The organism is Oerskovia sp. NPDC057915 (assembly GCF_042887685.1).
GTDB lineage: Bacteria > Actinomycetota > Actinomycetes > Actinomycetales > Cellulomonadaceae > Oerskovia.
In genome coordinates, this window is record NZ_JBHVOS010000020.1 from 56,509 (window position 1) to 80,525 (window position 24,017).

The window sequence follows — 24,017 nt, forward strand, 5'->3', positions numbered from 1 at the left end:
TGACAGGCGGGCGGCCGGGCCCTACTCCTCGTCGCGCGTCGTCCCCGTCGGTTCGCCAGTCAACGGGGTGACGCGGTCCGGGGCGTCCTTGCGCGGCCGGTAGACGACCTGGGCGTGGAAGACGAAGCGCAGGAGGAACGCGACGACCAGCGTCAGGGCCTGCGCCAGGACCGGTGGCATGCCGGTGAGGACCACCAGCCAGTGCAGGAAAGGCAGGCGGACCGCGGCCTCGATGCCGTTGAACGTGAAGGACTGCGCCGCGCGCTTCCACACGCTGCGCCCTTCCGAGCGCAGGTCGTGGAAGACGAAGTGCTCGAGGAGCAGGAAGTTCATGACGATCGTGACCGCGGCCGAGACCACCGCGGCAGGCATGTAGTGGACCCCGAACTGCTCCAGGCCCCACATGATCGCCAGGTTCATCACCGCCCCGAACGCCCCGACCAGCGCGAACGTCGACAGCCGACCGAACCGCAGCGCCGTGAGCTGCTGCAGGTACCGCAGCCCGTTCGCGAACGTCGCCTTGGACTCGCCGGCGAACCTCTCCCCGAAGACGAAGGGCTCCTCGACGACCTCGACCTTGTTGCGCGCCAGGATCTCCAGCAGGATCTTGAAGCCCCGCGGGCGCAGGCCCGCCAGGTCGATCGACGCGGTGCGCACCGCGAAGAACCCCGTCATCGGGTCGGTGACGTTCCGCAGCCGCACCGGGAACATCGACCGGGCCAGCAGCGACGACGCGGTCGACACGAGGTGCCGCCAGCGGCCGTCGAGCCCGCCCGCGTCGCCGCCCCCGACGTAGCGCGAGGCGACCACGACGTCCGCCGTGGTCTCCCGGGCGGTCTCCAGGAGCACCGGGACCATCTCCGGCGGGTGCTGCAGGTCCCCGTCCATCACGACGACCCACTCACCGTGCGCGGCACGCAGCCCCTCGACCACCGCACCGCTCAGCCCCCCGACCGGCTCGTCCCGGTGCAGCAGCCGCACGGGCACCCGCGAGGTCGTCGCCACGTGCCGGATCTCGTCGGGGGTCTCGTCGCGCGAGTCGTCGACGAACAGCACCTCCGCGTCGAACCCCTCGACCGCGTCGCCGAGGCGACGCACGAGCTCGCCGACGTTCGGCCCCTCGTTGAACGTCGGAACCACCACGGTGACCTGCATGCGCCCTCTTCTGCTCATCAGGCCGGCGGGACCCGGCACGTCAACCCATCGTCTCCCGAGATGGGCACGGGCGACAGGCGAGCGCCCGTCGCCCAGGAGCCGTCCGTGCGTCGCTCGACCCGCGGCAGGCCGGGACGGGCCCCGCGCGGACCGGCCACGCTCGCGACGCCGTGGGGACGTCTCGGCGGGCCGTCCGCACGAAGGTACAGGTCAGGGGCCGCGGAGCCCCCTAGGCTCACCGCGTGAGGACCGCGACCGCCTCGACGTGGTGGGTGTGGGGGAACAGGTCGTACCCGGTGACCGACTCGACCGTGTACCCGTGCTTGGCGAAGTAGGCGATGTCGCGCGCGAGGGCGGCGGGGTCGCACGCGACGTAGACCACGCGAGGGGCCTGGAGCGCGGCGACCGCGTCGACGACCTTGCGGCCCGCGCCGGTGCGCGGGGGGTCGAGGACCACGACGTCGGCCGTCGGCGCGGCGTGGTCCTTGGCCGCGAGCACCTTCTCGACCGGGCCGTGGTGCAGCTCGACCTGCGGCTTCTCGAACGCGTTGCGGCGGGCGTCCTTGACGGCGCGCTCGTCGCCCTCGATCGCCACGACCCGCCCCGTCTCGCCGACGGCGTCGGCGAGCGGCAGCGTGAAGAGGCCTGCACCCGAGTACAGGTCGACCACAGTCGCCTCGTCGAGCGGTCCGGCGGCCCGCAGCACGGCCTCCGCGAGCAGCGCGGGCGCCTCGCGGTGGACCTGCCAGAAGCCGTCGGCCGCGACACGGTAGGAGTGCTCGGTGCCCGCGACCGTCACGGTCTCGGTGACCGCGCGGCGAGCGTGCGGGCGACGGTCGATGTGACCCGCGTGCCAGACGACACCGTCCACGAGCAGGATCGGGTCGGCGCCGCCCGCGGGGGCGACGAGCTCGAGCCTCGTCCCCGGACGCCAGCGGCGCGTGAAGACCTCCTCGGCCTCGGCGAGGGCCGTGACCTCCGGTGTCGCGAGCGGCATCTCGTCGAGCGGGACGACGTCGTGCGAGCGGAACACGCGCATCCCCGCACGGCCCTCGTCGTCGGCGACCAGGTCGATGCGGGTGCGGTAGCCCAGGCCTCCGCGCTCGTCGTCCCCGGGAGCACCTTCAACCTCTACCTGAAGGTCAAGGCCGGCTAGGCGCTTGAGCTGCTCCTCGAGGACGGCGGCCTTCCACCGGCGCTGCGCGGGCAGGGACACGTGCGAGAGCTCGCCGCCGCCCGCTCCCCCGGGCCCTGCGGCCGGCCAGGCCGCAGGGACACGGTCCTCGGACGCCTCGAGGACCTCGACGGCGTCGGCGCGCCAGAACTTCGCGTCCTCCCCGTCGTCGGTGATCCGGGCCAGCACCCGCTCGCCCGGCAGCGCGTGCCGGACGAAGACGACGCGCCCGTCGAGTCGCGCGACGCAGTGGCCGCCGTGCGCGACAGGTCCGACCTCGAGCTCGACCAGAGGTTGAGGCTCGGGGACGTTGGACGTGGGGTTCAGGGTTTCAGACACCCCCCTAGTATCCCGGACGCGAACCGCTCCGGGCTCCGGACCGTTCACCCACCGGGCGTGGGACCGCACACGTTCTCGGCGCACCGGCGGACGCCACCGCGGCGCGGGCTCCCCCGGGACCTGCTCAGTAGCGGCGGTTGATCCGCTGCTGAGCCGCGAAGTTCTCCTTCTCGAGCCCCGTCTGCCCCTTGGTCGACGACAGCTGCCACGGTACCGACGCCACGACCACGCCGGGGGTGAACAGGAGCCGGCCCTTGAGCCGCAGGGCGCTCTGGTTGTGCAGCAGGTGCTCCCACCAGTGCCCCACGACGTACTCGGGGATGTAGACGACGACGAGGTCGCGCGGGCTCTCCCGGCGGATCGAGCGCACGTAGGACAGGATCGGTCGCGTGATCTCGCGGTACGGCGAGTCGAGGACACGCAGCGGGACCGGGAGGTCGAGCGCCTCCCACTCGGCCGTGAACTCGGCGACCTCCTCGGGGTCGACGCCGACCGTCACGGCCTCCAGGACAGAGGGGCGAGACGCGCGGGCGTAGGCCAGCGCCCGCATGGTCGGCTTGTGCAGCTTGGAGACCAGGACGAGCGCGTGGACACGGCTCGGCAGCGCTCGTGCCGCGGCCGGGTCCTCCCCGAGCGTGAGTTCCTCGCTCACCGAGTCGTAGTGCTTGCGGATCGCCCGCATGAGCACGAACACGACGCCCATCGCGAGGATCGCGATCCACGCGCCGTGCGTGAACTTGGTCAGCAGCACGATGACCAGGACCGTGCCCGTCATGCCGAAGCCGATCGCGTTGACGACGCGGGACCGCTTCATCTTGGTGCGGAAGCGCGGGTCCGGGGTCGTGCGCAGCTCGCGCGTCCAGTGCTTGATCATGCCGAGCTGCGAGAGCGTGAAGGACACGAAGACGCCGACGATGTAGAGCTGGATCAGTCGCGTGACCTGCGCGTCGAAGGCCCAGATCAGCGCGATCGCCGCGACGGCGAGGGTCACGATCCCGTTCGAGAAGGCGAGCCGGTCGCCGCGCGTGTGGAGCTGACGCGGGAGGTAGCCGTCCTTGGCCAGGATCGAGCCCAGCACCGGGAAGCCGTTGAACGCCGTGTTCGCGGCGAAGACGAGGATCAGCCCCGTCACCGCGGCCACGAGGTAGAAGGCGATCGGGAAGCCCTGGAAGATGGCCTGCGCGAGCTGGCCGATCACCGGGTCCTGCACGAAGTCGGCGGGTACCGGCTGACCGTCGATCGTGAGCTGCTCGGCGGGGTTCTCGGCGAAGTGCACGCCGGTCTTCTGCGCGAGGAAGAGGATCGCCATGATCATGAAGGCCGAGATCGTGCCGAGCAGCGCGAGCGTCGTGGCCGCGTTGCGGGACTTGGGCTTCTTGAAGGCTGGGACGCCGTTGCTGATGGCCTCGACGCCCGTGAGCGCGGCACAGCCCGACGCGAACGCCCGGGCGACCAGGAACGCTCCCGCGATCCCGGTCAGCCCCTGGTCGAAGTGGCTCTCGGCGACGAGCTGGTAGGACGCGCTCTCGGCCATGGGCAGGGTCCCCGTGGCGTACCGGACGAAGCCGACCACGGCCGTCATCCCGATCGCGAACATGAACAGGTACACCGGGATCGCGAAGAACGACCCGGACTCCTTGACCCCCCTGAGGTTGACCAGCGCCAGGAGGATCACGAGCGTGATCGCGAACGCCGCCTCGTGGCCCCGCAGGAACGGCATGGCTGCGGCCGCGTACTGGGCTCCCGAGGAGATCGACACGGCCACCGTGAGGACGTAGTCGACCATGAGCGCCGAGGCGACGCTGACGCCGGCCGTGGGGCCGAGGTTGACCGTGGCGACCTCGTAGTCACCGCCGCCCGACGGGTAGGCGTGCACGTTCTGGCGGTACGAAGCGACCACGGTCAGCAGGACCACGACGACCGCGAGACCCACCCACGGGGAGATCGTCGTGGCCGCGAGGCCCGCGATCGACAGGGTCAGGAGGATCTCGTCGGGGGCGTACGCCACCGAGGAGAGCGCGTCCGAGGCGAACACCGGCAGCGCGATGCGCTTCGGCAGGAGGGTGTGCCCCAAGTCGTCGCTGCGGACGGGACGTCCGAGCAGCAGGCGTTTGGCGGCATCAGCGATATCCGACACGTTGGCCCATGCTAGGCCCTCCAGGAGCCGTTGACCCCTCGACCGCCCTGGCGAATCTCGGCGGAGGGATGCTGCGTCCCGCTCGGACCCGCCGTCGGGCCACGATCTGTACCTGCACAGGACGGGCGCGCGGTAGCGTTTCGTCCGTGCACTTCGTGATCATGGGATGTGGCCGTGTCGGCGCCACCCTCGCCCAGTCTCTCGAGAACCGCGGCCACTCGGTCGCCGTGGTCGACCAGAACCCCGACGCCTTCCGACGGCTGTCCGCGGAGTTCTCCGGCAAGAAGGTGACGGGCCTGGGATTCGACCGGGACACCCTGATCCAGGCGGGGATCGAGGACGCCTACGCGTTCGCGGCGGTCTCCGACGGAGACAACTCCAACATCCTCGCCGCGCGCGTGGTCCGCGAGACGTACGGCGTCGACAACGTCGTGGCCCGCATCTACGACCCGCACCGCGCCGAGATCTACCAGCGCCTCGGCATCCCGACCGTCGCGACCGTCCGGTGGACCTCCGACCAGGTGCTGCGCAGGATGCTGCCCCTCGGCGCGACCGACGAGTACCGCGACCCCTCCGGGCAGGTCCGGCTCGCACAGACCGACTTCCACCCCGAGTGGGTCGGGCGTTCCGTGGCGACGATCGAGGCCGCGACCGGGGCGCGGGTCGCGTTCCTGGGCCGGTTCGGCGAGGGCGTCCTCGCGACCCCCGGCACCGTCCTGCAGGAGAACGACGTGCTGCACGTGCTCATGCGCGCCGCGGACGCACCCACGGTCGAGCGCCTCCTCACGCACGCCCCCAAGATCGAGGAGAACTGATGCACGTCGTCATCGTCGGAGCGGGCTCGGTCGGGCGCTCGATCGCCCGTGAGCTGCTCAGCCACGACCACGAGGTCATGATCATCGACAAGCAGCCCGCCGCGATGCGCGTCGCGCAGGTGGCCGACGCCGACTGGCTCCTCGCGGACGCGTGCGAGCTCTCGACCCTCGCCGAGGCGAAGGTCGACGAGTGCGACGTGATCGTCGCGGCCACGGGCGACGACAAGGTCAACCTCGTGGTCTCGCTCCTCGCGAAGACCGAGTTCGGGGTCCCGCGGACCGTCGCACGCGTCAACAACCCCAAGAACGAGTGGATGTTCGACGAGTCCTGGGGCGTCGACGTCGCGGTCTCGACGCCCCGCATCATGACGTCGATGGTCGAGGAGGCCGTCGCGGTCGGCGACCTGGTCCGGATCTTCACGTTCCACCAGTCCGGCGCGGACATCCTCGAGCTCACGCTGCCACCCGACTCGCCGCTCATCGGCACGCGCGTCGGTCAGGTGGACTGGCCCCTGGACACCGTGCTCGCGGCGATCGTCCGCGGGACCCAGCCCATCGCACCGAGCATCGACGACACCCTCGAGGTCGGTGACGAGCTGCTCATCGTCACGGGCCGTGACGTCGACGAGGCCGCGCTCCTGCGGGTCCTGATCAACCCGTCGCCCGACGAGGGCACCGGGATCGTCGACGAGACGACCGGCCTGCCCGTCTGAGCCACGGCGGAGGTCGGCGCCAGCGCTCCACGGACCTTCTCGGGTCCGGCGGACCCGCCGGGCCGGCCCGCGGGCTCGGCCCGTCTCCGGGCCCGGGCTCGGGCTCGGGCTCAGCCCTTCTCGAGGACCGGCTCCGCCGCGTGCGGGCGACGGACCAGCAGCCAGGTCAGCCAGAGGGTCAGCGCCCACAGCGGGATCCCCATCACGAGGCGGGCCGTGCCCAGCCAGGCGACCGCGTCCTCGCCGGCCATGAACAGCGGCACCTGGACGGCCAGGCGCAGCGCGAACATCCCGACCCACAGCCACGTCGCCAGCGCGTACCGTCGCATGAGCGCCGCGTCCCCGCGCCAGCGCTGGGCCCACGCCCGGAACGCGCCAGGAGCCGGCGCGTCCTGGCCGTCCGCGGCGCTGCCGGCGCCGCCCTCGGCCCTCTCCCCCGGGGGGACGTGCGCACCCGAGGCCGTGGCGCCGTCGGGCACGTCGCTCGCCGCGACCGCGGCCTTGACCTTGTCCCCGTCCGTCCAGCCGCTGCGCAGCGCCTCGACGACGAGGCCCACCACGGGCCACCGGACCAGCACCGAGACCGCCATCGCGACCAGGTAGGCCGCGTTCGTGAGGAGACCCGCCGCGTAGTAGTTCTGCGCCTCGCCCGAGCGCCAGGCCCACAGCACGCCGATCGCGACACCCAGGAAGCCCCCGAACGCCTGCGTCACGGGCGTACGCTGGACCAGGCGCGCCGCCACGGCCACGAGCGCGACCGCGACCGACGCGATCAGCGCGGGCCGCAGCGTGTTGCCCGTCGCGATGAACACGACCACGAACACGAGGCCGGGAGCCATCGACTCCACGAGCCCACGCACCCCGCCGATCGTCTCGGCGAGCGAGAACGACTCCCCCGCCAGGGCGCGCACACCGCGCGCGGCCCCCTCGTCCGGCGGGACGACGTCGTCGATCGCCTCGGCGACCTCCTCCACCTCCTGGGCGGGGTCCATCGGGGCGCGCTCACGGGAGGGCTCGTGCGTCATGTCGTCTCTCTCGCCGGCAGGAAGGGTCACGGACTCACTCGCCTGCGCGCGGGCGCAGCTCGTAGCGGGGGTTGAACATGGTGCGCCGGCCCGCGATCTCGCAGACCAGACCCTCGACCCGGACACGACGTCCCGGCTCGACGCCCGCGATGCGACGACGACCGAGCCACACCAGGTCGAGCGAGCCCGACCCGTCGTAGAGCTCCGCCTCGACCGTGGGCACGCCCTCGCGCGGGCGCAGGATGACCGAGCGCATGACGCCCGAGACGGTCGCACGCTTGCGGTTCGCGAGGTCGGAGACGGCCGAGCACCCGACCTGGCTGGCCGAGTCGTGCCGCTCCTCGTCCGCGGCGATCTCCTCCTGGGAGGCCAGCACGGAGTGCAGTGCCTGACGCAGCGTCATGGTCAGCGCCTCTCGGTGATCTCCGGCCCGCGCGTGAGCGGGTCGAAGGTCGGGAGCGAGGGAGCGGCGCCCTCCGGAGCGGCGGCCGCGGGCCGCGGCGGCTGGCCGGGCAGGTGCATCGCGAGAAGGTCGCGGGGCGGGCGCGCGTTCTGGTCACGGACCACGACGATGTTCGCGAAGACCGACTCGAGCAGCCGGGCCGCCTCCGGGTCCGCCGCGGCCTTGCCCGTCAGGACACCCCGCAGGAACCAGCGCGGGCCGTCGACACCGACGAAGCGGGCCGCGCGGAACCCCTTCTGACCGTCCGGGCCCGTGGCCGGGAGCTTCGCGAGCAACTCGCGACCGAACGAGCCCGGGATGTCGTCGACCGTCCCGCCCTGCTGACGCACGGACTCGGCGATCTCCTCACGGATCTCGTCCCAGATGCCCATGGTCTTGGGCGCCGCGAAGGCCTGGATCTGCAGCGCGGAACCGTTGACCGCCACAGCGGCCCCCGTGATCTTCTGCGTCTTCTTGTCGACCTCCATCCGCAGCTCCATGCCCGGGACGCCCGGCAGCCAGATGGCTCCGAGGTCCGCGCGGGCACCGAGCTCGCTCACCTGCGAGGAGTCGAACGGGCCACGAGCGCCCGCCGCGGGCGCGACCGGCGCCTGGCCTCCCGGGGTGCCGACCGCGTCTTCCACGGTCTCCTCGGTCCCGGAGCCCTCGGGGGCGACCGCCTCGTCGCTCGAGCTCTGCGACGCACTACGCCGGAACAAACCCACGGACGTTCTCCTTCAGCTCTTCGCCGCGTCGACCATCGACCACGGCTCGTTCGGGACGGCAGGACCGACCCTGCTCCTCCCACCCTAGACCGCTGCGCCGCCCGCGTGACCGTCCTCGGCCACGGGCGAACACCCCGGCGTCGCGGGGCTCACTGCGCGGCGACCCACCCGCCGCTCGACCCGAACCCGCCCTCGCCACGGTGCGACCCGGGCAACCGCTCGGCCTGCAGGAAACGCGCGTGCTCGACCTTCTGGATCACGAGCTGGGCGATGCGGTCGCCCCGGTGGAGCACGACCGGGGTCTGCGGGTCCGTGTTGTGGAGGATCACCTTGATCTCGCCGCGGTAGCCCGCGTCGACCGTCCCGGGTGCGTTGACGATCGTCAGGCCGTGGCGGGCCGCGAGGCCCGAGCGGGGGTGGACGAACGCGGCGTAGCCGTCGGGCAGCGCGATCGCGAGCCCGGTCGGGACGGTGGCCCGGCCCTGCGGCGCGATCTCCACGTCCACGGTCGTCACGAGGTCCGCGCCCGCGTCGCCGGGGTGGGCGTAGGCGGGGACGGGGGTCACGTCGTCGAGGAGCTGGACCAGCACCTCGACGTCGCCCGGTCGGGCGGGCACGGGTGCGAGGGCGGTCGGGGCCGCCGGTTCGTCGATGGGCACCCGCAGAGCCTAGTCCGCGGCGGGCGGCCCCGCGAACACCCCTGGGCCCCATTCTCGCTCCCGCTCCCCCGGACGCACGACCACCACCGCCGGACGGACCTGGGATGATGGGCTCATGCCTCAGCCTGCCCCTGCCTACCGCGAACGCCTGCTCCCCGGCCCCGGCGGATGGTCCGCCGCCGTCGCCTTCGCCGTCATCCTCGGCGTGGCGCTGTGGCCCGTCGACGACGTGCTGTCGATCTCCACGGGGGTCGTGGCCCTCGTCGTCCTGGTCGCCCTCGCATGGTGGACCTCCCCCGTGGTCTCCGTCTCCCCCGGTCCGGACGGCCAGCCCGTGCTGCGCGCCGGACGCGCGACGATCCCGACGCCGCTCCTCGGGACCACCACGGTGCTCGACCGCGCGGCCATGACGCGCGAGCTCGGCCCCACGCTCGACGCCAGGGCGTACGTCTGCCTGCGGGCGTGGGCCCGCACCGGTCTGCGTGTCGAGCTCGTCGACCCGGCCGACCCGACCCCGTACTGGCTCGTCTCCACCCGGCGACCGACCGAGCTCGCCGCAGCCCTGACCGCGAGCGCCCCGACCGGCGGCACCGCGGGCACCGCGGGCGTCATGGGCACCGCGGCCGACGGTCGGGACCAGCCCGACCGCTGACCAGCCGTCGACGGGCCGTCGACGAGCCGTCGACGAGCCCGGACGCGCGGACGGCCGCCACCCCTCGTGGGGTGGCGGCCGTCCGTCGTTGGGGCTCAGGCCGTCAGGCCGCGCACTCCGAGCAGATCTGCTGCCCGTTCTTCTCGTACGCGAGCTGGCTGCGGTGGTGCACGAGGAAGCAGCTCGAACAGGTGAACTCGTCAGCCTGCCGAGGCAGCACGCGGACCGAGAGCTCTTCGCCGGAGAGGTCCGCGCCCGGGAGCTCGAACCCTTCCGCAGCTTCGGTCTCGTCTTCGTCCACAACGCCCGAGCTCTTGTCGGAGCGACGAGCCTGCAGCTCTTGGATCGAGTCCTCGCTGAGATCCTCTTCGCTCTTGCGGGGGGCGTCGTAGTCAGTTGCCATCTGTGGGGTCACACTCCGGAACGTCGTGGTCGAACATGGGGGTCGTTCGGTCCGGCGAAGGCCGTCGAACAGGCACTCCGTAGGACGTTCTGCTGGACGTCCTGACTGGTGTACGCGGTGTAATGCTCCGCCGCCGGGAATTGTTCCCGGGGGCGAACGGATTCTGCACCATTTACCGCGCTGGCGCATCCCCGACGCGAGTGGTCCTCGTCACCCCTCACCAGGCCCGACGGATTCCCTCACCGGGTGCCGTCGGAATCGGCACCGGAGGCCTCCAGGATCGCGACCAGGTCCGCCACGGCCTGCGGCGCACCGGCGACCGTCATCTCGACTCCCGCCGGTCGCCCCCGCAGGCCGGTCACGGTCGCACCGGACTCCTGCGCGACGAGCGCACCTGCGGCGAGGTCCCAGGGGTTGAGGCCGCGCTCGTAGTAGAGGTCGAGGCTGCCGGTCGCGACGAGGCACAGGTCGATCGCGGCCGAACCGAGCCGACGGATGTCGCGCACCTGCGGCAGCACGTCCACGAGCACCTGCGCCTGGTGGCGCCGACGGTCGGCGTCGTACCCGAAGCCCGTCCCGACGAGGGACGTCGCGAGCGGGCCCGCAGGGTTGACGACTACGGGCTCCCCGTCGAGGGTCGCCCCCGCACCGAGGCCGGCCGTCCAGGTGCGCCCGTCGACGATCGAGTGCACGGCGCCGGCGAGCACCGTCCACTCGGCGGGGTCGGGAGGACCGGCCACCACGGCGACCGAGATCGCGTACGAGGCGACCGAGTACAGGTAGTTGACCGTGCCGTCGATCGGGTCGATGACCCACGTCAGACCGGACGTGCCGGCCGACGCCCCCTCCTCCTCGCCGAGGATCGCGTCGTCGGGACGCTCGCGCGCGATGATGCGCCGCAGGAGGGCCTCCGACTCGGCGTCCATGGCTGTCACGACGTCGACCGCGCTCGACTTGGTCGCAGCGACCTCGACGTGCTCGGGCCGGCCGTCGCGCACGAGCGCCCCGGCCTCCCGGGCCAGGCGCTCGGCGAGGGCTCGCAGCTCCGGGACGGTGACGTCGTCGGGCAGGCGGGGGTCATCGATGAAGGAGGTCACGTCTCACATCCTGCCCGACCCTGCTCCGCCGCGACGACCCGACCACGGACCCGGGACGGTCCACCCGAGCCGCAGCGAGACCAGCCGGAAGCCGAAGATCAGCGCGATCGTCGCGAGCTGGGTCCACCCCGTGAGCCACCCCTCGCGCCACAGGACCGCCGTGATGAACGCCCCCACGATCGCGGGCACCGCGTAGAGCTGACGGTCCTGGAGGATGAGCGGCGCCTCGCTCGTGAGCAGGTCGCGCAGGATCCCGCCCCCGATCCCCGTGAGGGTGCCGACGATCACCGCGGCCATGAGGCCGACCCCGTAGTCGAGGCCCTTGGTCGTCCCGACGATCACGAACAGCGCGAGCGCGCCCGCGTCGAGCACGACGATCCCGCGCCGCATCCGTTCGAGACGAGGGTGGAAGAAGTAGATGAACACTCCCCCGGCCAGCGCGGCCACAACGAGGCGCCAGCTCGAGATCCCCACGGGGGGTGTCGCGCCGATGAGCACGTCGCGCAGGATCCCGCCGCCCAGACCTGTCGCCCAGGCGAGCACGAGCACCCCGAAGATGTCGAAGGACTTGCGGATCGCGGACAGACCACCGGACAGTGCGGCGCAGAACACGGCGCCCAGCTCGAGGACGTCGTCCATCGGGAACTCGATCACGGGGAGAATCATCCCAGCAGACCCCGGAACGCGGCACACCGAGCCGCCTGCGCCGCGTGGGCGACCCGGGATGGCACTCTCGGGAGTGCAGGCCCACCGGCGACGAGCCGGTCTGCGACGGCGTGGGAGGATTCATGAACGAGCTCGAGCTGGTGAGGTTGCACGAGGACGGGGAGACCCTCGTCCTCGCCGGAGCGGACGGTGCCCGGTTCACGCTGCCCATCGACGACGCGCTGCGCGCCGCGGTCCGCCGCGACCGCACCCAGCTCGAACAGCTGCGGGCCCAGGCTCCCGGCGTCCTGCCCGTGCGGGAGATCCAGTCCCAGCTGCGCGCGGGCCACAGCGCCCGTGAGGTCGCCGAGAAGGCCGGCATCCCGATCGAGCAGGTGCGCCGCTTCGAGGGGCCCGTGCTCGCCGAGCAGGAGTTCGTCGTCGAGCAGGTCCGCAAGAACCGGCTGGGGCACGACGAGGGCTCCCTCACCCTGGGCGAGCTCGTCACCGAGCGCCTGACCGCTCGCGGCGTCGAGCCCGAGGACGTCGAGTGGTCCGCGGCCCGCCCGCACGGCGCGGCGTGGACCGTCACGGCGCTCTTCCTGATCGGGGACCGCGCCCGCAGCGCACGCTGGTCCTACGACCCCCAGTCCCGCTCCCTGCACGCGCTCGAGGACGAGGCCCGCTGGCTGTCCGGGGCATCGCCCGAGGCCGAGCCAGTGCGCGGCGTGCGCGGCGCGATCTTCGACCACGCGGCGCGCGGTGGCGGCCAGGCCCCGTCGGCGCCTTCCCCCGAGCGGGGTCCGGGCACCGACGCGTCGGACGAACCCGCGCGCACGCAGGTCGTCGAGACCCTGCCGCTGCACGACGAGACGACCTCGATCCTCGACGACCTCAGCCAGCGGCGCGGCGTGCGTGCGCACCGCGACGACGACCCGGCGATCTTCGAGGGCTTCGGTCCTCCCCAGACGTTCGACCTGGGCACCCCGTCGCGGCGCGACGACGCGCGCGGCGAGGAGGACGAGCCCGCAGGGGCCAAGGTCATCAGCCTCGGTCAGGGTGGGCGCCAGGGGGCGCACCACCGGCCCGACGACGGCGCTCACCCGTCACGGTCGGCCCGCCGGGACGCGAACCGTGACGTCGGACGGGACGAAGGGCTCGACCCGTCCGAGGAGCCCCCTGACCAGGAGTCTCGCGACGCCCACCCTGCGGGGTCGGGAAGCCGCGAGCGTCGCACGGGCGACGACCGCACGACCGACGTCGACCCCGACGAGCACGTCAGCGCGACGCGTCCCCGGCGCGAGGACGCCGGAGGCCGGACCGAGCCTGCGGCGCACCCGGCCGAGCCGCGACGCAGCGGCCGCAAGCCCCGGGCGAGCGTTCCCAGCTGGGACGAGATCGTCTTCGGGGCCAAGCCCGAGCACTGAGCTCCTGGCGCGGAGGTCCGAGGCCCTCCGCGCCGCCGTCGACCCTGCGTCACGATCCCGCGTCGCGGGGGTCTCAGCCTGTCGCGGAGGCCTCAGCGCCTCGCCGGGGACTCAGCGGGGCGCGGGTCCCTCCGACAGGTCGAGGGCCAACCCGTCCCCGTTCGCCGAGCGCAGCCGGGCCGACGCGGAGGTCATGCGCCGCATGTGGTGCCGTCGGCACAGGACCTCGTAGGCGACCTCGCTCGCACTGTCGGTGTCACCCACCACCACCTGCGCCCCCTCGACGACCATCCAGCCGTCGACCGTGCGCGCGTTGTGGGTCGCGCGGGCCCCGCACCAGCACAGCGCCTGCACCTGGAGCACCTCCACACGGTCGGCCAGCTCGATGAGGCGCGCCGAGCCCGGGAAGAGGTGCGACCGGAAGTCCGCCGTGATGCCGAAGGCGAACACGTCGATCTCGACCTCGTCGACCAGGCGGGCGAGCTGCTCGACCTGGGTCGTCGAGTAGAACTGGGCCTCGTCGCAGATCAGGTAGTCGACGGTCTCGCCGTGCCGACGTGCGTCCACCACGAACGACCAGAAGTCCGTGTCGTCGCGGACCTCGTGCGCGGCGACCTCGAGGCCGAGGCGCGAGGAGAGCCGGTCCGTCCCGGCGCGGTCGTTGCGGGAGAACTTGAGCCCCGTCCGACCACGCGCGGAGTGGTTGTGGTCGAGCTGCAGGGCGAGGGTGGACTTGCCGCAGTCCATCGTGCCGGAGAAGAAGACCAGCTCTGCCACGGTCGTGGGCCTTTCGGGTACGGGGGACGGTCCCCTGAGGGCACCCGGTCACGACGTCCGGACCGGGTGGGGTGGGTTGGTGCTCAGGTGGTCGTGACGAGCAGCGGGACCTGCATCTCGGTGCGGGTCAGCGACCCGTGGACACCGACGAGCTGCAGGGAGGCTGCGGTCTGCGTGCGGGAGTCCACGACGGTCGCACGGCCACGCATCGCGACGACGACGTCCCCGATCGCGGGGAGCACGTGGTCCGCGACGGGGCCGAACCAGCCCGCGGCCACCGCGTCCTCGCGCAGCGCTACGATCGCGTCGTCGCCCAGGACCGACGACCAGCGCGCCGCGACCGAGGGTGCCTGGTCCGGGCGGGCGTAGACGTGCACCGCGCGGGGCTCGCCGCCCACGAGGTCGACACCACGCCCCAGCTCAGGGGTCTTCGCGACGTCCCAGCGCTTCGAGCGGTCGACGTCGACCATGCCGTGGTCGGCCGTCACGACCAGCAGGGTGCCGTGCGGCAGCGACCGGGCGAGGCGTCCGAGCTCGCGGTCGAGGTCCGACAGCGCGTCGCCCCACTGCCGCGAGCGCCAGCCGTGGTGATGACCGGCCTTGTCGACGTCGCCCCAGTAGAGGTAGACGATCCCGGGGGCCGTGAGCTCGAACGCCACGGTGTCGACGCGGTCCGCGATGGACTCGGCCGCGAGGTAGCGTGCTCCGCGCAACGCGGCCACGGTCATGCCCGAGCCGGCGAAGCGGGCGGGACCGACCGAGGAGACCTCGACCCCGGCCTCGGCCAGGCGTTCGAGCACGGGCGGTTCCTGCTGCAGGTCGCGCGGGTCTGCGGCGCCGTCCCACGAGACCATGTTCGCGAGCCGACCCGAGGCGGTGTCGCGCTGGGTGTAGCCGAGCATGCCGGTGCGACCGGGGGACGTGCCCGTGCCGAACGTGCCGATGGCCGCGGCCGTCGTGCTGGGGAAGCTCGACGTGAGGACCCGGGAGGTGCCGAGCAGCGACCGCAGGAACGGCGCATGGCCGGCCCGCTCGGTGAGGTTCGCGTGGCCCAGGCCGTCGACGAGCACGACGCAGACGCGGTCGGCGGTCGGCAGGCCGAGGTCCGCACGGGCCTGCAGCGAGCTCGTGCCGGTCGCGGTCGTGAGGTCCAGACCCAGGGCGCCGGCCGCGCCGGGCAGGACCGAGCTCAGGGCGAGCCCGTCGTACCGCGGGGCGAGCAGCCCGTCCGGGAGGACCTCGGGCAGGACCGTCACCGGCTCACCCGGCCCACGCCGTGGGCCGTCGCCGCCGAGAGCGCCCTGGCGAACGCGAGGGCGTTGCGCACCGCGTCGCGCCCCTCCGCCTCGGCACTCACGCGCACCACGATGTCGTCGGGCGTGATCTGCCCCGTCAGGCCGTGGTCCGCCTCGCACCCTGGGTCCGGGCACTGCGCGGGCTCCAGGTCCACGCGGGACACGGCGCCCCAGCCGATCGCGAGCGTGACCTCGATGGGCGGCGTGCCGCTGCGGTGCTTCTCCGGGTCGACGACGACGTGCGACAACGACACCGAGCGCAGCTCGGAGATCGGTACCGACTCGGTCGTCGCCGCGGCGGACGCGGACGGGTTCTCGCTGTCCGCGGGGTGGTCGTCGACGTGCGCGGTGATCAGGCGGGTCGGCGTGAGCACCAGCACCGTCAGGTGGCGACGCACCTCGACGTCGAACGTCGTCTCGACGTAGACGAGGTGGGACACGAGGTCCTCCCCGGCGATGGCGACGTCGAGCACGTCCTGCACGAGCTCCGGGTAGTAGCCCGCGCGGCGCAGCTGGGAGGTCAGGTCGGTCCGGGAGGGGGATTCAGCAGATGGCACCCGCGCATTCTCCCACCGCACGGCGCGGCGGGGCCAGCCCGCCCGCGCGCCTGTGGACCGATCAGCCCGGGAGCGCCCGCCGCAGGGTGTCCGCCCGCTGTGCGCCCGCCACCTGGACCCGTGCGCCGAGCACGGCCGCGCCGTGCTCGGCGACCACGACCGGGTAGAGCTCGACGCTGCGCAGCTCGGGCAGCTCGTCGGCCATGAGCGACATGCGCGCGAGCAGGTCCTCGAGCGCCGCGGTGTCCGCCACGGGCGCCCCCATGTAGCCGAACAGGCGAGGTGCGGCCCGGATCGAGCGGACCATCGTGGCGACGTCGACGTCGGTGAGCGGGGGCACGCCGTAGCTCACGTCGCCCAGGAGGTCGACCGCGTCTCCCGCGAGGCCGAACGAGACGACCGGCCCGAAGAGCTGGTCCTCGGTCGAGCGCACGACGCACGCCACGCCCGCGTCGGCCATGCGCTGGACCTCGAAGGGTGCGGGCCCCGTGGGCCCGTCGGCACCTGTGCCGTCCTCCCCCGGCGTGGCTCGTCCGGGGTCTCCCACGGGCAGCACGGCCGCGAGCGAGGCCCGCATCTGCTCGACGTCGTCGCGCAGCTCGTCCTCGTCGCCGATGTCGAGGCGCACGCCGCCCAGGTCCGCCCGGTGGCGGAGCGACTCCGCCGTGCTCTTGAGCGCCACGGGCCAGCCGATCTCGTGCGCCGCGGCCACGGCCTCGTCGGCCGTACGGACACGGCGCGAGGGCCACAGCTCGATGCCGTACGCCGCGAGGAGCCGGGCCGTGGTCTCCGCGTCGAGGTCGACCACCGAGTCGCCCGCGAGGGCGCCCTCGACGATCGCCCGGGCGCGGTCGGGGTCGACGCCCGCCGGACGGTCGACCGTGCCGTGGTCGGCGTCGCGCCAGCGCGCGTACCCGACCACGGCACCGACCGCCGCGACGGCGTCCTCCGGGGTCGAGTAGGCGGGCACGTGCAGGGGCGGCCCGTCGGGGTCCGCGGGGTCCGGAGCGCTGAGCTCGGCGGCGAGGCCGTGGAGCCCGAGGACGCTCGCGACCGTGGTGCGCCCGCTCGCCGCGGCGGCACGGGCGACGGCCCGCGAGACGGTGCCGACGCGGGGGCGGACGGTGGGGACGTGCACCGCGACGACGACGTCGCACGCGTCCGGGGCGTAGAGGGCGGCGACCGCGCTCTCGACCAGGTCGTCGTCGGCGTCCTCGGGCAGGAACGTCGAGCAGTCGGCGACCACGAGCCCGGCCGAGACCACGGCCTCCGCGACGAGCGCGGTCAGCGCGGCCGACGACGCGAGGATCCCGATGCGCCGACCGGACGGCAGCGGCTGGTTCGCGAGGAGCTGGGCGATGTCGACGAGGTGGTGGGTGTTCTCGGCGTGGATCACCCCTGACTGACGCAGCATCTCGTCGAGGGTGCGGCGCGGGGCGCGCGTCGAGCGGACGGCGTGACCGGGCGGCACGACCTGCCCCGAGCGCCCCGCCGTCACGACCACGACGGGCTTGACCGACGCCAGCCGTCGGGCGATGCGGGAGAACTTGCGAGGGTTCCCGATCGACTCGAGGTACAGGCACACGACCGACGTCTCGGGGTCGTCCTGCCAGAACTGCATGAGGTCGTTGCCCGAGACGTCCGCGCGGTGCCCGGCCGACACGAACGAGGAGATCCCGATCCCGCGGCGCAGGGCCGTCGCCAGGAGCGTCACGGCCGTGGGGGCGGACTGGCAGAAGATGCCGATGCTGCCCGCGACCGGCTCGACCTCGGCCAGGCTCGCGTTGAGCCGGTGCCCGGCGTGCGTCGTCAGGAGCCCGTACGTCGCGGGGCCGACCACACGCATCCCGGCGGTGTGCGCGGTGCGCAGGAGGTCGCGCTGGAGCGCGAGCCCGTCAGGACCGGTCTCCGCGAACCCTGCCGACAGCACGACGACGGCGCGCACCCCGAGGCGTTCGAGCTCGGCCGTCGCGGCGATCGCCTCGTGCGGGGGAAGCGCCAGCAGCGCGAGGTCCACGGGTCCGGGGACGTCCGCGATGCGGGCCCGGAAGCGGACCGGGGGCGCGGCCGCCTCGTCGTCGAGCTCCTCGACCAGCTCCTCGACGAGCTCGGCGGCCGTCGCGGCGTCGTGCGGGTGCCCGTGCGCGTGCCCGTGCTCGCCGTCGTGACCGTGCGGACCGTGCCGGCCCTCCCCCTGGTCGACGAGGACCGGGCCTCCGTCGTCGGGGAGCCCCCCGCGCTCTCCCGCGGTCGGGACCGGGAGCACGGCGTCGTCGGGCGCGGCGGTGCCGACCACCTCGAACGTCCCGTCGCCCGGGTCCCGGAGCGCGCCCGCGAGCACCCGCTCGGCCAGGAGCCGCTCCACGGTGCCGGGCGCCGCCGTCGGGCCGGGGCCCACGAGCAGGACCCGGCGGGCCGTGAGCAGGCCGTGCATGGACCGCGCCTCGGCGCGGTGCTCACGGTCCGCCATGACCTCGCGCGAGCGGTCCGTCGGGTCGAGGTCGACGCTCACCGCGACGATCCCGTCGTCGACGTGCTGGCTCACGACGTAGCCGGCCTCCTGGAAGACCGCGAGCATCTTGCCGTTCTGCGGCAGCACCTCGGCGCTGAACCTGCGCACGCCTCGCTCCCGGGCCGCGGCCGCCAGGTGCTCCAGGAGCACCGACCCCAGGCCGCGCCCCTGCTCGGCGTCGGCGATGTTGAACGCGACCTCGGCCTCGTGGGGCGCGACCTTGTCGAAGCGCGCGACCCCGATGATGTCCTCGCGCAGGTCCTCCCCCACCCGCTTGACCGCGACCAGGGCCACGCGCTCGGAGTGGTCGACGACCGTGAAGCGCTCGAGGTCGCGGTCCGAGAGCCGCTCGATGTTCGCGAAGAAGCGCAGGTACGTGGAGCGCTCGCTCTGGCCCATGTGGAAGCGCTGGAGCGCCGCGGCGTCGGACGGCCGGATCGGACGCACGTGAGTCGTCGTGCCGTCGCGCAGCACGACGTCCGCCTCCCACTCGACCGGGTACTGGTCCGGCTGCGGCGCCGGGTCAGGGTCGGCCGGGACGTCGTGTCCGTTCACCCGCCCTAGGCTACTGGTCGGAGCGACGCTGGTCAGCGGCGCGCCCGGCGCGCGGGAGAATGAGGGCCCGGATGTCGGTGGGCCGCGCTACCGTTCGCCGACGAGCACACGTGCCCGGCCGTCCGGCCCGCCGACCGCACAGCCGACCGCACCCGAAGCACCCGACCCATCGACCCGCAGGAGCCCGACGACCCATGGCGCGCAGACCGTCCGCCTCGAAAGCCCCGCTCGACCCGAGCGAGGTCCACGAGAAGATCATCGACATCGACGTCACGACGGAGATGGAAGGGTCCTTCCTCGAGTACGCGTACTCGGTCATCTACGCCCGCGCCCTGCCGGACGCGCGCGACGGGCTCAAGCCCGTCCAGCGCCGCATCCTGTTCCAGATGTCCGACATGGGGCTGCGCCCGGACCGAGGGCACGTGAAGTCGGCGCGCGTCGTCGGCGAGGTCATGGGCAAGCTCCACCCCCACGGCGACACCGCGATCTACGACGCCCTGGTGCGCCTGGCCCAGCCGTTCTCGCTGCGCCTGCCGCTGGTCGACGGCCACGGGAACTTCGGGTCGCTCGACGACGGACCCGCAGCGCCGCGCTACACCGAGGCGCGCCTCGCGAGCTCGGCCATGGCCATGACGGTCGGGCTCGACGAGGACGTCGTCGACTTCATCCCGAACTACGACAACAAGCTGACCCAGCCCGAGGTCCTGCCCTCCGCGATCCCCAACCTGCTGGTCAACGGCGCCGCGGGCATCGCGGTCGGCATGGCGACCAACATGGCGCCGCACAACCTGGTCGAGGTCATCGCCGCGGCCCAGCACCTCATCAAGCACCCGACCGCGGACCTCGACGCGCTCATGCGCTTCGTCCCCGGTCCGGACCTGCCGGGCGGCGGCAAGATCGTGGGCCTCGACGGCATCCGCGACGCCTACCGCACGGGCCGCGGCTCGTTCCGCACCCGGGCCACCGCACGCATCGAGAACATCACGGCCAAGCGCAAGGGCATCGTCTTCACCGAGCTCCCCTACCTCGTGGGGCCGGAGAAGGTCATCGAGAAGATCGCCGAGGGCGTGAAGTCGAAGAAGCTCGTGGGCATCACCAACGCGACCGACCTCACGGACCGTGCGCACGGGCTGCGCCTCGTCGTCGAGATCAAGACGGGCTTCAACCCCGAGGCCGTGCTCGAACAGCTCTACAAGGTCACCCCGCTCGAGGACTCGTTCGGCATCAACAACGTCGCGCTCGTCGAGGGCCAGCCCCGCACGCTCGGTCTGCGCGAGCTCCTCCAGGTGTGGGTCGACCACCGCATCGACGTCGTGCGCCGCCGTTCGTCGTACCGGCTCGCCAAGCGCAAGGAACGCCTGCACCTGGTCGAGGGCCTGCTGCTCGCGATCGTCGACATCGACGAGGTCATCCAGGTCATCCGGTCGAGCGACGACGCCGAGACGGCACGCACCCGCCTGCGCGAGGTCTTCGACCTGTCCGAGCCGCAGGCCGAGTACATCCTCGAGCTGCGCCTGCGCCGCCTGACCAAGTTCTCGCGCCTCGAGCTCGAGAAGGAGCAGGAGGCGCTGCGGCTGGAGATCGCCCAGCTCGAGGAGATCCTCGGCGACGACGCCAGGCTCCGCGCGGTCGTCTCGGCCGAGATGAAGGAGGTCGCGAAGGTCTACGGGACACCGCGACGCACCATCCTCCTCGAGTCGGCAGGCGCGTCCCCCACGTCCGCGCAGGGCGTCCTGGGCACCGTCTCGGCCGTCCCGCTCGAGGTCGAGGACACGCCCTGCTGGGCACTCATGTCCGCGACGGGGCTCCTGGCCCGCACGGGCGACGCGACCGAGCCGGGCACGGGTGGGCGCCGCCACTCGCACGACGCCCTGAGCGGTGCCGTGGCGGCCAGCGTGCGCAGCGACGTCGGGCTCGTGACGAGCACGGGCCGCATCGTGCGGCTCTCGGTCCTCGACCTGCCCGCCCTCCCCCCGACCGACGGCGCCCCGAGCCTGTCCGGCGGCGTGCCCCTGAGCGAGATCGTGAGCCTCGAGGCGGGCGAGAGGCCGCTGACCATCGTGTCCCTCGACCCCGACGCCCCCACGCTCGCGCTCGGCACCGCGGGCGGCGTCGTCAAGCGCGTCATCGCGGGCGACATGCCGACCAACCGAGACTCCTGGGAGGTCGTCTCCCTCAAGGAGGGCGACGCCGTGGTCGGCGCGGCCCCCGTGACCGACGCGGACGAGCTCGTGTTCGTGAGCTCCGACGCGAGCCTGCTGCACTTCGACGCGTCGGCCGTGCGCCCGCAGGGACGCAGCGCCGCAGGCATGGCGGGCATCAAGCTCGCGCCGGGACAGCAGGTCACGTTCTTCGGCGTGATCGACGCCGCGAGCCGCGACCTCATGACGGTCGTGACCATCGCGGGCGCGTCCGACGCCCTGCCGGGCACGCAGGCGGGCTCGGGCAAGGTCACGCCCTACGAGCTCTACCCCGGCAAGGGCCGCGCGACGGGTGGCGTGCGCGCCCAGCGGTTCCTCAAGGGCGAGGACACGCTCATCCTCGCGTGGGTCGGCCGCGGTCCCGGCCGGGCCGTGGGGTCCGCGGGCCAGCCCGTCGAGCTGCCCCCCGTCGACCAGCGCCGCGACGGATCGGGCGCACCGCTCGAGGTCCCGATCACGGCGATCGGTGTCGGCTGAGCCTGCCCACCGCCTCGGGGCGGACGACCGTGGGGTCGACCGGTTCCTCCGGTCGACCCCACGGTCGTTCGTCGTCCTGCCGTGCGGCCCTGCGCGGTCGTACGCCGTCCTGCCGTGCGGCCCTGCGCGGTCGTACGCCGTCCTGTGGCGTCCCGTCAGGTCCTGTGCCGTCGTCGACCGACGACCCGCTCAGGCCGACGGCGTGCCCGACGCGCCGCCGTCGGCGTCCGGCGACCCGACCGCGAGGCCCGCGCCGGACGCGTCCCGCGCGTCCCGGCGCAGGATCCCGGCGACGAGCAGCGCCTGGCCCGCGAGGTACGTGAGCATGACCCAGAACCCGGAGGACAGCGGACCCGGGACCTCGAAGCCCGGGACGAACGCCCCGAGCGCGATGAGCGCGTCCGAGACGAGGAAGACCGCACCACCGACACCCGCGACCCGGTTCACACCGGTCGACAGCACCGCCATGACCGTCAGGCACACGCCGTAGACCATGACCGGGACCAGCAGGGCGCCCGCGTGCGGGGCGCACACCGCGACCAGGGCACCGAGCGCGATCCCGTAGGGCACGAGCAGGAGCGGACGGCGCAGCAGGCTCTGGCCGCGGCGCGGCCAGAACGCCGCCGCGTACGAGAGCTGGGCGAGCAGGAAGAACCCGACCATCGTCAGGAACGACGCGTCACCGCTCGACAGGTCGGGGGCGCTGTCGCCCAGCCACGAGAAGCCCAGCGCGACGAGCGTCCACCGCACGAGGCGCGACCGTCGGACGCCTGCCGTCGCCGCCCACACGACGAGCGCGAGCAGCGGCATGACGAACCACTGCGTGACCTCGGCGAGCCGCTCGGCGCCGGCCAGGTGCGCGGCGAGGTGCACCGCGGAGAGCAGGAGGAACGCCCCGGCGGCCGCGAGCGCCGCAGGGCGCCTCCGGAGGACGGTGGACGGGGCGGGCGCGGGCGAGACGCGCGAGGTGGAGGCAACCACGGTGTTCCCTTCGAGGCGAGCAGCACCCGCGTCGCGGGTGCCCAGCGGCGTGGCACCGTTGCCACGCTGCGCTGGGAACACGGTAGAGCCTCAGAGCTCGATCGAGTACATCCGCGAACCGTCGGTCTTCTCGTAGCCGAGGCTCGCGTAGAGCCCGTGGGCGCCGGACGGGTTCTCGGTGTCGACGTCGAGCTCGGCGAAGTCCACCCCGCCTTTCTTGTAGGCGGCCATGCCCGCGCTGAGCAGGGCGACCGCGATCTTTCGCCCGCGGTAGGCGCGGCGCACCCCCAGGGTCTCGGTGTACCCGCTCGAGTAGCCCTGGACGGGCCAGTCGTGCTCGTAGCGACCGGACAGGAGGTACCCGGCCACGACCGGAACGTCGCCCGCGCTCCCGGCGGGAGCGACGTCGTCGGGCAGGTGGCCCTCCGTGGGCGTGGCGTCCACGACCGCGGGCGAGTCGTCCACGACGAGGACGCTCCACTCAGGGGCGAACATGCTGCGCCCGTGCACCCAGGACTCGGGCGTCGCGGGCTCGCTGCCCCAGTGGTCGCGGAACGCGTCGTTGTGCGCGAGGCGCGTGGCCTCGTCGAGCTCGGGCGACCACGGCACGACGCGCAGCCCGTCGCCCAGCGAGACCTCGGGCACCGGACGGGACAGGTCGCGCCGAAGGTTGGAGTAGAAGCGGTTCGCGGTGAAGCCCGCGGCCTCGAACAGGCGGCGCTCGAGCTCGTCGTCGTCCTGGGCGTAGCCCGCGATGCGGGCGGGCAGCTCCTTGCCCGAGGCGGCGAGGAGCTGGCGGGCGCGCCCCGTCGACCAGGCGATGACCTGCCGTCCCACGCCGCGTCCGCGCCACTGCGGGTGCACGGCCCCCTGGACGAACGCCCGCACGACCGTCGTGTCGCCGGGGCGGGTCTCGACCGTCGCGTACGCGCGCGGCTCACCGTCGGCGTCGAGCCCGACGAGGGTGTCGCGGGTCAGGTCGCGCCACTCACCCTCGAAGATCTCCTCGGCCTCCTCGAGCGCGGTCCGGTACGGGTGCTCGTCGTGCTCCTCGACGGCCGCGATCAGGCGGAAGAGCGCCGGCGCGTCCTCGACCACCAGCGGGCGCCACGTGAGTCCCTCGACGTGCGGGACGGGCACGACGTCGGGCGCGGCGACGCGCTCGGCGATCGGGGCGAGGGTCTGACGGGCGGAGGGTGCAGGGCTCATGGGCACCACGCTAGGGTCGCGCGCCGGACGAGGCACCCTGTTTTT

At 73.2% G+C, this 24,017-nt stretch carries 21 protein-coding genes; 5 read left to right on the plus strand and 16 right to left on the minus strand.

The annotated features are described in order from the left end of the window. Nucleotides 1-21 precede the first annotated feature (21 nt). The 3 genes from ACFVQ3_RS14235 to ACFVQ3_RS14245 all read right to left on the minus strand — a co-directional run bounded on the left by ACFVQ3_RS14235 (nucleotide 22) and on the right by ACFVQ3_RS14245 (nucleotide 4,805). Complete coding sequence (locus tag ACFVQ3_RS14235; protein ID WP_387640168.1) at nucleotides 22-1,155, minus strand: glycosyltransferase; 1,134 nt, start codon at nucleotides 1,153-1,155, stop codon at nucleotides 22-24. 235 nt (nucleotides 1,156-1,390) lie between these two features. Further along, a complete protein-coding gene (locus ACFVQ3_RS14240) occupies nucleotides 1,391-2,668 on the minus strand; it encodes a class I SAM-dependent RNA methyltransferase (protein WP_387640171.1) in 1,278 nt (425 codons plus the stop codon). 124 nt (nucleotides 2,669-2,792) lie between these two features. After that, nucleotides 2,793-4,805: an APC family permease gene (locus ACFVQ3_RS14245; RefSeq protein WP_387640174.1), complete on the minus strand. Its 2,013-nt coding sequence runs from the start codon at nucleotides 4,803-4,805 to the stop codon at nucleotides 2,793-2,795. Nucleotides 4,806-4,966: 161 nt separating this feature from the next. Here ACFVQ3_RS14245 and ACFVQ3_RS14250 point away from each other — a divergent pair, with 161 nt between their 5' ends. Together ACFVQ3_RS14250 and ACFVQ3_RS14255 are read left to right on the plus strand one after the other, a co-directional pair. Further along, nucleotides 4,967-5,620, plus strand: a complete 654-nt coding sequence (locus tag ACFVQ3_RS14250) for a potassium channel family protein (protein WP_387640233.1) — start codon at nucleotides 4,967-4,969, stop codon at nucleotides 5,618-5,620. After that, nucleotides 5,620-6,333 (plus strand): potassium channel family protein, encoded by a 714-nt coding sequence (locus ACFVQ3_RS14255; RefSeq protein WP_387640177.1) that lies wholly within the window; start codon nucleotides 5,620-5,622, stop codon nucleotides 6,331-6,333. Before ACFVQ3_RS14250 ends, ACFVQ3_RS14255 begins: the two co-directional genes overlap by 1 nt. A gap of 110 nt (nucleotides 6,334-6,443) precedes the next feature. On the opposite strand, the gene ACFVQ3_RS14260 is transcribed toward ACFVQ3_RS14255, so the two are convergent. The 4 genes from ACFVQ3_RS14260 to dut all read right to left on the minus strand — a co-directional run bounded on the left by ACFVQ3_RS14260 (nucleotide 6,444) and on the right by dut (nucleotide 9,178). Beyond that, nucleotides 6,444-7,358 carry a DUF3159 domain-containing protein gene (locus tag ACFVQ3_RS14260; RefSeq protein ID WP_387640179.1) on the minus strand — a complete coding sequence of 305 codons (915 nt, stop codon included), beginning with the start codon at nucleotides 7,356-7,358 and terminating at the stop codon, nucleotides 6,444-6,446. Between the two features lie 34 nt (nucleotides 7,359-7,392). Then, nucleotides 7,393-7,761, minus strand: coding sequence for an OB-fold nucleic acid binding domain-containing protein (locus ACFVQ3_RS14265; RefSeq protein ID WP_138824289.1), 369 nt, complete (start codon nucleotides 7,759-7,761; stop codon nucleotides 7,393-7,395). A 2-nt stretch (nucleotides 7,762-7,763) separates the two neighbouring features. Continuing rightward, nucleotides 7,764-8,525 carry a DUF3710 domain-containing protein gene (locus ACFVQ3_RS14270; protein WP_387640182.1) on the minus strand — a complete coding sequence of 254 codons (762 nt, stop codon included), beginning with the start codon at nucleotides 8,523-8,525 and terminating at the stop codon, nucleotides 7,764-7,766. 149 nt (nucleotides 8,526-8,674) lie between these two features. Continuing rightward, entirely contained in the window at nucleotides 8,675-9,178 is a 504-nt protein-coding gene (gene dut, locus ACFVQ3_RS14275) for a dUTP diphosphatase (RefSeq protein ID WP_387640236.1), read from the minus strand. Between the two features lie 121 nt (nucleotides 9,179-9,299). Here dut and ACFVQ3_RS14280 point away from each other — a divergent pair, with 121 nt between their 5' ends. Then, nucleotides 9,300-9,836, plus strand: a complete 537-nt coding sequence (locus tag ACFVQ3_RS14280) for a DUF3093 domain-containing protein (protein WP_387640184.1) — start codon at nucleotides 9,300-9,302, stop codon at nucleotides 9,834-9,836. Nucleotides 9,837-9,939: 103 nt separating this feature from the next. Here ACFVQ3_RS14280 and ACFVQ3_RS14285 read toward each other — a convergent pair whose 3' ends face one another. From ACFVQ3_RS14285 to ACFVQ3_RS14295, 3 genes are all read right to left on the minus strand, one after another. Further along, nucleotides 9,940-10,239 carry a DUF4193 domain-containing protein gene (locus tag ACFVQ3_RS14285; RefSeq protein WP_030152516.1) on the minus strand — a complete coding sequence of 100 codons (300 nt, stop codon included), beginning with the start codon at nucleotides 10,237-10,239 and terminating at the stop codon, nucleotides 9,940-9,942. 239 nt (nucleotides 10,240-10,478) lie between these two features. After that, nucleotides 10,479-11,336 (minus strand): inositol monophosphatase family protein, encoded by an 858-nt coding sequence (locus ACFVQ3_RS14290; RefSeq protein ID WP_387640187.1) that lies wholly within the window; start codon nucleotides 11,334-11,336, stop codon nucleotides 10,479-10,481. A 3-nt stretch (nucleotides 11,337-11,339) separates the two neighbouring features. Further along, nucleotides 11,340-11,990 carry a trimeric intracellular cation channel family protein gene (locus tag ACFVQ3_RS14295; RefSeq protein WP_387640189.1) on the minus strand — a complete coding sequence of 217 codons (651 nt, stop codon included), beginning with the start codon at nucleotides 11,988-11,990 and terminating at the stop codon, nucleotides 11,340-11,342. Nucleotides 11,991-12,124: 134 nt separating this feature from the next. On the opposite strand from ACFVQ3_RS14295, the gene sepH reads away from it, so the two are divergent. Continuing rightward, nucleotides 12,125-13,408 (plus strand): septation protein SepH, encoded by a 1,284-nt coding sequence (gene sepH, locus ACFVQ3_RS14300; protein WP_387640192.1) that lies wholly within the window; start codon nucleotides 12,125-12,127, stop codon nucleotides 13,406-13,408. 111 nt (nucleotides 13,409-13,519) lie between these two features. Here the strand turns inward: sepH and ACFVQ3_RS14305 are convergent, their stop codons facing one another. The 4 genes from ACFVQ3_RS14305 to ACFVQ3_RS14320 all read right to left on the minus strand — a co-directional run bounded on the left by ACFVQ3_RS14305 (nucleotide 13,520) and on the right by ACFVQ3_RS14320 (nucleotide 19,104). Beyond that, on the minus strand, nucleotides 13,520-14,185 hold the full coding sequence (locus tag ACFVQ3_RS14305) for a thymidine kinase (RefSeq protein ID WP_387640194.1): 666 nt from the start codon (nucleotides 14,183-14,185) through the stop codon (nucleotides 13,520-13,522). A gap of 83 nt (nucleotides 14,186-14,268) precedes the next feature. Continuing rightward, nucleotides 14,269-15,441: an alkaline phosphatase family protein gene (locus ACFVQ3_RS14310; protein ID WP_387640196.1), complete on the minus strand. Its 1,173-nt coding sequence runs from the start codon at nucleotides 15,439-15,441 to the stop codon at nucleotides 14,269-14,271. Continuing rightward, complete coding sequence (locus tag ACFVQ3_RS14315; RefSeq protein ID WP_387640199.1) at nucleotides 15,438-16,037, minus strand: DUF5998 family protein; 600 nt, start codon at nucleotides 16,035-16,037, stop codon at nucleotides 15,438-15,440. The genes ACFVQ3_RS14310 and ACFVQ3_RS14315 overlap by 4 nt, the downstream gene beginning before the upstream one ends. 61 nt (nucleotides 16,038-16,098) lie before the next feature. Further along, nucleotides 16,099-19,104: a GNAT family N-acetyltransferase gene (locus ACFVQ3_RS14320; protein WP_387640201.1), complete on the minus strand. Its 3,006-nt coding sequence runs from the start codon at nucleotides 19,102-19,104 to the stop codon at nucleotides 16,099-16,101. Between the two features lie 194 nt (nucleotides 19,105-19,298). Between ACFVQ3_RS14320 and ACFVQ3_RS14325 the strand changes: the two genes are divergently transcribed. Further along, on the plus strand, nucleotides 19,299-21,782 hold the full coding sequence (locus ACFVQ3_RS14325; RefSeq protein ID WP_387640204.1) for a DNA topoisomerase (ATP-hydrolyzing) subunit A: 2,484 nt from the start codon (nucleotides 19,299-19,301) through the stop codon (nucleotides 21,780-21,782). Between the two features lie 189 nt (nucleotides 21,783-21,971). On the opposite strand, the gene ACFVQ3_RS14330 is transcribed toward ACFVQ3_RS14325, so the two are convergent. Then, on the minus strand, nucleotides 21,972-22,763 hold the full coding sequence (locus ACFVQ3_RS14330) for a lysoplasmalogenase (RefSeq protein ID WP_387640207.1): 792 nt from the start codon (nucleotides 22,761-22,763) through the stop codon (nucleotides 21,972-21,974). 90 nt (nucleotides 22,764-22,853) lie between these two features. Next, on the minus strand, nucleotides 22,854-23,972 hold the full coding sequence (locus ACFVQ3_RS14335) for a GNAT family N-acetyltransferase (protein ID WP_387640209.1): 1,119 nt from the start codon (nucleotides 23,970-23,972) through the stop codon (nucleotides 22,854-22,856). Nucleotides 23,973-24,017 lie beyond the last annotated feature (45 nt).

What these genes read in the sequence shown, in the direction of transcription:
- ACFVQ3_RS14325 (WP_387640204.1), top strand. Translation starts at nt 19,299, where the DNA reads ATGGCGCGCAGACCGTCCGCCTCGAAAGCCCCGCTCGACCCGAGCGAG.
- ACFVQ3_RS14265 (WP_138824289.1), bottom strand. Translation starts at nt 7,761, where the DNA reads ATGACGCTGCGTCAGGCACTGCACTCCGTGCTGGCCTCCCAGGAGGAG.
- ACFVQ3_RS14280 (WP_387640184.1), top strand. Translation starts at nt 9,300, where the DNA reads ATGCCTCAGCCTGCCCCTGCCTACCGCGAACGCCTGCTCCCCGGCCCC.
- ACFVQ3_RS14260 (WP_387640179.1), bottom strand. Translation starts at nt 7,358, where the DNA reads ATGACGCACGAGCCCTCCCGTGAGCGCGCCCCGATGGACCCCGCCCAG.
- ACFVQ3_RS14255 (WP_387640177.1), top strand. Translation starts at nt 5,620, where the DNA reads ATGCACGTCGTCATCGTCGGAGCGGGCTCGGTCGGGCGCTCGATCGCC.
- sepH (WP_387640192.1), top strand. Translation starts at nt 12,125, where the DNA reads ATGAACGAGCTCGAGCTGGTGAGGTTGCACGAGGACGGGGAGACCCTC.
- ACFVQ3_RS14250 (WP_387640233.1), top strand. Translation starts at nt 4,967, where the DNA reads ATGGGATGTGGCCGTGTCGGCGCCACCCTCGCCCAGTCTCTCGAGAAC.
- ACFVQ3_RS14235 (WP_387640168.1), bottom strand. Translation starts at nt 1,155, where the DNA reads ATGCAGGTCACCGTGGTGGTTCCGACGTTCAACGAGGGGCCGAACGTC.
- ACFVQ3_RS14335 (WP_387640209.1), bottom strand. Translation starts at nt 23,972, where the DNA reads ATGAGCCCTGCACCCTCCGCCCGTCAGACCCTCGCCCCGATCGCCGAG.
- ACFVQ3_RS14285 (WP_030152516.1), bottom strand. Translation starts at nt 10,239, where the DNA reads ATGGCAACTGACTACGACGCCCCCCGCAAGAGCGAAGAGGATCTCAGC.